This is a genomic window from Aliisedimentitalea scapharcae (genome assembly GCF_045277565.1).
GTDB lineage: Bacteria > Pseudomonadota > Alphaproteobacteria > Rhodobacterales > Rhodobacteraceae > Aliisedimentitalea > Aliisedimentitalea scapharcae.
Genome location: NZ_CP123584.1, coordinates 4,048,405 through 4,055,000, shown reverse-complemented (window position 1 = coordinate 4,055,000; position 6,596 = coordinate 4,048,405). Strand labels below are relative to the sequence as shown.

Sequence of the window (6,596 nt, the reverse complement as noted above, 5' to 3'; positions counted from 1 at the left end):
GCCCCACAGGCTTACTGATCCTAACCAAACTCCGAATACCGGGGAGTACTAGATGGCAGACACACTGCGGATGCTAACGTCCGTAGTGGAGAGGGAAACAACCCTGACCTACGACTAAGGCCCCTAATTCATGGCTAAGTGGGAAAGCAGGTGGGACGACCAAAACAACCAGGAGGTTGGCTTAGAAGCAGCCATCCTTTAAAGATAGCGTAACAGCTCACTGGTCTAATCAAGTTGTCCTGCGGCGAAGATGTAACGGGGCTCAAGCCATGAGCCGAAGTCTAGGATGCACATTGTGCATGGTAGCAGAGCGTAGTGTGACATAGTCTCATTCCTCCTTAACTCCTTCGGGAGTATTGGAGGAGAGAGGCTTTCGATGAAGCGGGCGCGTGAGCGATCCCGTGGAGAGATCACTAGTGAGAATGATGACATGAGTAGCGACAAAGAGTGTGAGAGACACTCTCGCCGAAAGTCCAAGGGTTCCTGCTTAAAGCTAATCTGAGCAGGGTAAGCCGACCCCTAAGGCGAGGCCGAAAGGCGTAGTCGATGGGAACCAGGTTAATATTCCTGGGCCATGGAGTGGTGACGGATCTCGAAGGTAGTTCATCCTTATCGGATTGAATGGGCTGCTGAGAGGTTCCTGGAAATAGCCCTCCTATAAGATCGTACCCTAAACCGACACAGGTGGACTGGTAGAGAATACCAAGGCGCTTGAGAGAACTATGTTGAAGGAACTCGGCAAAATACCTCCGTAAGTTCGCGAGAAGGAGGCCCGGTTCCTAGGCAACTAGGGGCTGGGGGCACAAACCAGGGGGTGGCGACTGTTTATTAAAAACACAGGGCTCTGCGAAGTCGCAAGACGACGTATAGGGTCTGACGCCTGCCCGGTGCCTGAAGGTTAAAAGGAGGGGTGAGAGCTCTGAATTGAAGCCCAGGTAAACGGCGGCCGTAACTATAACGGTCCTAAGGTAGCGAAATTCCTTGTCGGGTAAGTTCCGACCTGCACGAATGGCGTAACGACTTCCCCGCTGTCTCCAACATAGACTCAGCGAAATTGAATTGCCTGTCAAGATGCAGGCTTCCCGCGGTTAGACGGAAAGACCCCGTGCACCTTTACTACAGCTTCACATTGGCATTAGGCCGAGCATGTGCAGGATAGGTGGTGGGCTTTGAAGCAGAGACGCAAGTCTCTGTGGAGCCTCCCTTGAGATACCACCCTTGCTCTGCTTGATGTCTAACCGCGGTCCGTTATCCGGATCCGGGACCCTGTGTGGCGGGTAGTTTGACTGGGGCGGTCGCCTCCTAAAGCGTAACGGAGGCGCGCGAAGGTTGGCTCAGAGCGGTCGGAAATCGCTCGTTGAGTGCAATGGCAGAAGCCAGCCTGACTGCGAGACTGACAAGTCGAGCAGAGTCGAAAGACGGCCATAGTGATCCGGTGGTCCCGAGTGGAAGGGCCATCGCTCAACGGATAAAAGGTACGCCGGGGATAACAGGCTGATACTGCCCAAGAGTCCATATCGACGGCAGTGTTTGGCACCTCGATGTCGGCTCATCTCATCCTGGGGCTGGAGCAGGTCCCAAGGGTACGGCTGTTCGCCGTTTAAAGAGGTACGTGAGCTGGGTTTAGAACGTCGTGAGACAGTTCGGTCCCTATCTGCCGTGGGTGTAGGATACTTGAGAGGAGTTGCCCCTAGTACGAGAGGACCGGGGTGAACGAACCACTGGTGGACCAGTTGTCGTGCCAACGGCAGTGCTGGGTAGCTATGTTCGGACAGGATAACCGCTGAAGGCATCTAAGCGGGAAGCCCCCCTCAAAACAAGGTATCCCTGAGGACCGAGGTAGACCACCTCGTCGATAGGCCAGAGATGTAAGCATGGTAACATGTTCAGTTGACTGGTACTAATGGTCCGATAGGCTTGATTTGATCCAGTAAAAGTAAGACTGCTGGCCTCATGTAGCGCTCCGCGCAATAGGCCAACAAAACTGGAACCAAACAAAAGCATACAGCCCCAAAAAATCTTGGCTTGGACAGCACAATGTTGATTGATCTCTATCCGCTCTGACAATGAATGGGTGACAACGCGCTTTCCTTTGGAAAACGCTGTCTGTCACTCTCACTGTCCCAGAGCGGACAGTGAGTATTTATTCGGTTTGGTGGTCATAGCACGAGTGAAACACCCGGTCCCATCCCGAACCCGGAAGTTAAGCACCGAAGCGCCAATGGTACTGCGACTTAAGTCGTGGGAGAGTAGGTCACCGCCAAACCTAATAAATACTCACAAAATCTCTCAATTCGATCCAAAACACACACCCAACAAAAAACACCAGACAAACTAAATAGCTCGCAAGTCGATATGTCATCGACAAAATTGACGTGTGGCCCTGAAACGCCTCCAGCTTTGTGTAACCTCCGCCCAACGTAAGCGTTAGCTGGATGGCACCAGCGGATTAGCTTGACGGCGCAAATTTCCACGGCAGAAGGTCGTCAAGGCGGCTTTGCGGGTGGCCGTTGGCGATTGCTGAGAGGGTGGCCTTGAGATAGGCGAAGGGTTCGACGCCGTTGATCTTGCAGGTCTCTATCAGCGAGGCGATGCGGCCCCATGCGATGCCGCCTTCGTCGTGGCCGGCGAAGAGCGCGTTTTTGCGATTGAGGGCGATGGGGCGGATGAGGTTTTCGACGCGGTTGTTGTCGATCTCGACGCGGCCATCGGTCAGGAAGGTTTGCAGCCCATTCCAATGGTTATGGATGTAGGTCAGCTTTTCGCCGAGCCGGGATTTACTGGAGACTTTGCGGCGTTGCGCCTGAAGCCAGTCGCCGAAGGCTGCGACCAGCGGCGCGGTGCGGGCCTGACGGGCTGATAATCTCTGGCCGGGCGAGATACCGCGGATATCGGCCTCGACGGCGTAAAATTCGGCGATCCGGTGCAGCCCTTCTGCGGCGATCTCTGATCCGTCGCGGTCGAAGACTTCTTTGAGCTTGCGGCGCGCATGCGCCCAGCAATGGGCCACCCGAATGGGCGTACCACCCTTGCGCGAAGGTTTGGTCAACCGATTATAGCCCTGATACCCGTCGATCTGCAGGATGCCATCGAAGCCGGTGAGGAAGGTTTCGGCATTCTCACCCGCACGACCCGGGGCATAGAAGTAAACCACGCCGGGCGGGTCCTCACCGCCCCAAGCTCGGTCGTCGCGAGCCAACGCCCAAAGATACCCGGTCTTTGTCTTTCCGCGCCCCGGGTCCAGCACCGGAGCCGTTGTCTCGTCCATGAACAGCTTGCCGGATCGTTTCAGATGGTCGGCCAGCCGGTCGACAACCGGCTTCAAATGGAACGCCGCTTTTCCGACCCAATCGGCCAGCACCGCGCGGTGCAGATCAAGCCCTGCGCGCGCCAGTATTTGGCTCTGGCGGTATAAGGGAAGATGGTCCGCATATTTGCTGACCAGCACATGAGCGATGGTGGCCTCGGTCGGCAGGCCGCCCATGATCAGATGCGATGGCGCTGATGCCTGGGTGACCCCGTCGGTGCAGGTCCGGCAGGCATACTTCGGGCGCACGGTGACGATGACGCGCAGCTGGGCAGGCACGATGTCCAGCCGCTCGCTGCGGTCTTCGCCAATTCTGTGCATGACACCGCAGCCGCATGGGCAGATCAGGCTGTCAGGTTCGATGACCTCTTCGATGCGCGGCAGCGCAGCGGGAAGGTTGCCGATGGTGCGCTTGGGCGACGGTTTGGCCGTCCCGTCGCCCGCTTTGGCGGCCTGTTTTTCTTTTTCCGCCTCGACCTCGGCCAGCGCGATGGACAGATCCTCGAACGCCAGTTGTCGCTCATCCTCGGACAGCTTCTCTGACCGTTTGCCATGCAGGGCGTGGTTCAGTTCAGCGATCAGATGTTCCTGCCGCTTGGTGATATCCTTCAGCGCTGTCACCTCATCCATCAATGCCAGAACCGCTGCGCGCTGCAAAACCGGGATGGCAGAAAGATCAAGAATGGGGGCTGTTTGCATAGGCCAGAGCTACCACAAAGCCCCAGTAAAAACACGCAAAACCAGGCGGTTGATTCACTCTGCCGCAGATGGTGGGCGCCTCTCCAGCGCCTTTACCTTCCGCCAGTCCAGACCTGCAAACAGCGCCTCGAATTGGGCATGGTTCAGCGCCATTATCCCAGCCTTGATCGCGGGCCAGGTGAAGGTCGAATCCTCCAGCCGCTTATACGCCATTACCAGACCGGTGCCGTCCCAATACAAAAGCTTTAGCCGATCCGCCCGGCGTGAGCGGAACACAAACACTGTGCCGGTGAACGGATCCTTGCGCAGCACTGATGACACGAGCGCGGCCAGGCCATCATGACCCTTCCTGAAGTCCACAGGCTGCGTCGAGACCAGAACCCGCACCCGATTGGACGGGAACATCATGGCCGCGCACCGATCGCCCGTACAATCTCACCAACCCGCGCAGCCCCTGTGGCGCCATCAAGCCGGATTGTCACCTGGCCGATGCAAATCTCGATAGGACCAGATGGTGCAACGTCAGACTTGGCCAGATGTGCAGACGCTACTGGCACAGGAGCATCGCCGCCATCATCCGCCACTACAATCGACGCAAAACAAAAGTCATCGTCTTCAACTGCGGGCAAAACCAACCTGCCATCGCGCGCCCGACTGCGCCATTCCGATAAATGGTTCGCCCGAAGCCCATACCGGGCAGCAACCCCGTTCACTGTCGCCCCAGGCTTCAAGCTCTCAGCCACGATCCGCGCCTTGACCTCATCCGGCCAGCGTCGCTGACCATTGGTCCGTATGTCCACCCCGTAGTCCCTGAGAAACTCCACCGTAGTCGCCATCGCGAAACTCCTGCCCTAATCTCCGTCAGGTGCGAAATCTCAGGTCAGGTGAGAATTGGGAAGGTGCGGGCCAGGAAACGCTTACCGCCCAACCACAGGACGGAGAAATGAAGGTGGGAGACATCGGCGAGCAGATCATTCAGAGGGTCAAGGAACAGGGCTGAAACCTTCGGGAAATTCGGTGGGCTCAGGATGCGGTGACAAAATCGTGGCCTCAAACCCATCGCACCGGACGAGCTTGGCTCATCCGGTGCGAAAACCGAGGATTGATTGTCTCTGAGGGATTATCCCGCCTGGCGGGCGTCCTGCTTGCAGTCGCGTTTGTCGTGCCCGGCACCTTCGGATTGACGGCAATCCTGGCGATCGCCCCGGCGGTCCTGGCGGTTGTCCATGCCGCGTGTGTCGGCAACCTCATAGCTGGAACTCGCGGGCATCATTCCCGTCTCCAGGACGGGCATCGGCGCGGTCGAAGCGGAAGCCAGAGAGGCGGTGAGCGCAACGGCGACGGCGGCGAAGGTGGCTTTTGTGAACATGATCTGGGTCCTTTCCCTGTGAGCGGTGTGACCGATCTGCGGCCCGCTCCGTGTCTGATGACACCAATATGCGCGCCCCATCGCCCCAATGCCGGTGAATTTGGGTCAAAAACTTGCGAATACGAGACGCAAAGCCACCCAAACATAACCCAAGACAGCAATAAAACCTCAGACCCCAACGTGCCCGAATGCGCCTCAAATAAAATCTCCAAACGACACAAAAAAAATACAAACAAAAATCAATGACAGCATAAGAAAGGGTTTCGCCATTTGTCGACATGATCTGGCGAGGCAGTGATATGAGGACATTCAATTTAGAGGGCGACGGGTTGGCCTGTATTTGGTAAGATGCCGGTGATAAACCGCGAAATCTTTGAGTTACGGCAAGAGACGGTTGGTTTCCTGAGGCCGCATTATGGGCGGACACCCGAGTATTTGGTCCGGCTGAAAAGCCGGGAAAAATTTTGGGAGAGTATAATGTCTAAACTGAATTATATTATGGTCACCGTCGCCAGTTGCGCGCCGGCCTATTTGGATCAGGCTCTGGCGCATGTTGGAAATCTGGTGACTGAATTAAAGGGGCAGGCCGGGGCGGTCATGGCAAGATATGGTGTTGTCAGCACAGGTGAACACGCTGGCAGTCTGATCTTGTTCCAGGGTTATGATGAATTGAATGGCATTGATCGGGCCTTTGGCGTTTACGGCACGTCGGACGCCTACAAGGATCTGATTGGAAGCGGCCAAATCGCTGTCACCCTGCGCAACATCATCAAGATGGAAGAAATCGGGCTCGACAATTCATCTACGGAGCTTCCGGCATATGGGGTTCTGACCCGGTTTGGATCTGCTGATTTGATGTTGGAAAAGATGAAGCCGGTTATTCCGTGTTTCGAAGAAAATGGTGCGATGTTCCTTCGGTACGGAACGATCATGACAGGAAACGCGGCTGGACGGAGATTGTTGGGCGTGGGCTACCCCTCCATGGAAGCAATTGAAAAAACCTACAATGCCTTGCGGGAAAGCAAAGAATACAACGACGTGGTGCAGGATATCGATTTGGATTTTCGCAACATATTCCGCTATGCGGGTTGATCAGCTGCCAAGCAGGAAACTGGCACATGCGATTCCAGGGCGATTGGGCTCAAAATAGTGTGGGTCATCCGGCCAATTCAGTGCAGCGACCGCATCTGCCGGGCCTGTAACGGTTGGTCAACATCTGCG

At 56.1% G+C, this 6,596-nt stretch carries 5 protein-coding genes and 2 rRNA genes (1 of these 7 running past the window's edge); 3 read left to right on the top strand and 4 right to left on the bottom strand.

Annotated features, from left to right (window positions below; genetic code table 11):
* Positions 1–1,925 (top strand): 23S ribosomal RNA (locus tag QEZ52_RS18885); it begins 903 nt to the left of the window's first position.
* A 226-nt stretch (positions 1,926–2,151) separates the two neighbouring features.
* Positions 2,152–2,266, top strand: a 5S ribosomal RNA gene (gene rrf, locus QEZ52_RS18880).
* A 183-nt stretch (positions 2,267–2,449) separates the two neighbouring features.
* On the opposite strand, the gene tnpC is transcribed toward rrf, so the two are convergent.
* The 4 genes from tnpC to QEZ52_RS18860 all read right to left on the bottom strand — a co-directional run bounded on the left by tnpC (position 2,450) and on the right by QEZ52_RS18860 (position 5,375).
* A complete protein-coding gene (gene tnpC, locus QEZ52_RS18875) occupies positions 2,450–3,937 on the bottom strand; it encodes an IS66 family transposase (RefSeq protein WP_406650379.1) in 1,488 nt (495 codons plus the stop codon).
* 123 nt (positions 3,938–4,060) lie between these two features.
* Positions 4,061–4,414, bottom strand: a complete 354-nt coding sequence (tnpB, locus tag QEZ52_RS18870; protein ID WP_316300519.1) for an IS66 family insertion sequence element accessory protein TnpB — start codon at positions 4,412–4,414, stop codon at positions 4,061–4,063.
* Positions 4,411–4,842, bottom strand: a complete 432-nt coding sequence (gene tnpA, locus QEZ52_RS18865; protein ID WP_316300517.1) for an IS66-like element accessory protein TnpA — start codon at positions 4,840–4,842, stop codon at positions 4,411–4,413. The genes tnpB and tnpA overlap by 4 nt, the downstream gene beginning before the upstream one ends.
* A gap of 284 nt (positions 4,843–5,126) precedes the next feature.
* The gene (locus tag QEZ52_RS18860; RefSeq protein ID WP_406646101.1) at positions 5,127–5,375 is read right to left on the bottom strand and encodes a hypothetical protein; all 249 of its coding nucleotides are present in this window, start codon (positions 5,373–5,375) and stop codon (positions 5,127–5,129) included.
* Positions 5,376–5,852: 477 nt separating this feature from the next.
* On the opposite strand from QEZ52_RS18860, the gene QEZ52_RS18855 reads away from it, so the two are divergent.
* Positions 5,853–6,467 (top strand): hypothetical protein, encoded by a 615-nt coding sequence (locus tag QEZ52_RS18855; protein WP_406646099.1) that lies wholly within the window; start codon positions 5,853–5,855, stop codon positions 6,465–6,467.
* The last annotated feature ends 129 nt before the right edge of the window (positions 6,468–6,596 follow it).

What these genes read in the sequence shown, in the direction of transcription:
- tnpC (WP_406650379.1), bottom strand. Translation starts at nt 3,937, where the DNA reads ATGGATGAGGTGACAGCGCTGAAGGATATCACCAAGCGGCAGGAACAT.
- tnpB (WP_316300519.1), bottom strand. Translation starts at nt 4,414, where the DNA reads ATGATGTTCCCGTCCAATCGGGTGCGGGTTCTGGTCTCGACGCAGCCT.
- tnpA (WP_316300517.1), bottom strand. Translation starts at nt 4,842, where the DNA reads ATGGCGACTACGGTGGAGTTTCTCAGGGACTACGGGGTGGACATACGG.
- QEZ52_RS18860 (WP_406646101.1), bottom strand. Translation starts at nt 5,375, where the DNA reads ATGTTCACAAAAGCCACCTTCGCCGCCGTCGCCGTTGCGCTCACCGCC.
- QEZ52_RS18855 (WP_406646099.1), top strand. Translation starts at nt 5,853, where the DNA reads ATGTCTAAACTGAATTATATTATGGTCACCGTCGCCAGTTGCGCGCCG.